Source organism: Suttonella ornithocola, assembly GCF_001889065.1.
Taxonomy (GTDB): Bacteria; Pseudomonadota; Gammaproteobacteria; order Cardiobacteriales; family Cardiobacteriaceae; genus Suttonella_A; species Suttonella_A ornithocola.
The window spans coordinates 1-836 of sequence record NZ_LWHB01000241.1; the positions used below are offsets into that span (position 1 = coordinate 1).

An 836-nucleotide genomic window follows, 5' to 3' on the forward strand; every position below is an offset into this window, starting at 1 on the left:
AYAATCCGTCTTTGGTATCTTTGAAAGACAAGGTCGTATCTATACTGAGATCATTCCCGACTGTAAGAAAAAGACCTTGCAAGGTGTTATTCTTGGTAAAGTAGCGCTTGATAGTGTCATATACTCGGATGGTTGGCGTGGTTACAATGGCTTGGTTGACGTTGGCTATGCGAAACATTTTAGAGTAGACCATGGCAATAATGAGTTTGCTCATGGTCATTACCATATCAATGGTATTGAGTCTTTTTGGAGCTTTACCAAGCGGAGGCTGAGCAAGTTTAATGGTGTTACAGTCAATTTTGAGCTTCACTTAAAAGAGTGCGAGTGGCGTTGGAATCAGAACTCTTTGGAACTTGATTAAGTGATTTCTCCAACCTCTGCTAGTCTAGAGCCAAATATATTTAACGATAGAGCCAATAATAATCATCAACCCACCAATCAAACATAATATATCTATAAAATGACTAGAGGTAGCTTTTAAACTTTCCCTAAAAGGTTTAATAAGGTTTTTTCTGTCTAATATGCCACCAGCAGTAATAAACAAAACCAATTTGAGAAAGACTCGGCGATTTTATGATATCTATGATTGCTGACAAAATATAGTCAAATCACTTATAATCCAATCTATCTAAAGCAGATATAAAGAACAACTTGTAGTAGAATTATCAAAAACAAACTGAGCATATCCTATGACCTACTGCCGCCAATTCCGACAAAAAATTCTTAACGATATTGCTAATGGAGAAACTTGGCGCGCTGTTGCAAAGCGCTACAAGATCAGCAAATTCACCGTCTATAGCTGGATTAAAAATCCCCATCCTAAAGGCTTTACTGAG

General features: G+C 37.2%; 2 protein-coding genes. Both read left to right on the forward strand.

The window, feature by feature from the left end:
• A partial coding sequence (locus A5N85_RS13400; protein ID WP_072577615.1) for an IS1595 family transposase occupies positions 1–361 on the forward strand: 361 nt, incomplete at its 5' end.
• A 328-nt stretch (positions 362–689) separates the two neighbouring features.
• Positions 690–836 (forward strand): helix-turn-helix domain-containing protein (locus A5N85_RS17945; protein WP_143143243.1); only part of this gene is annotated, 147 nt, incomplete at its 3' end.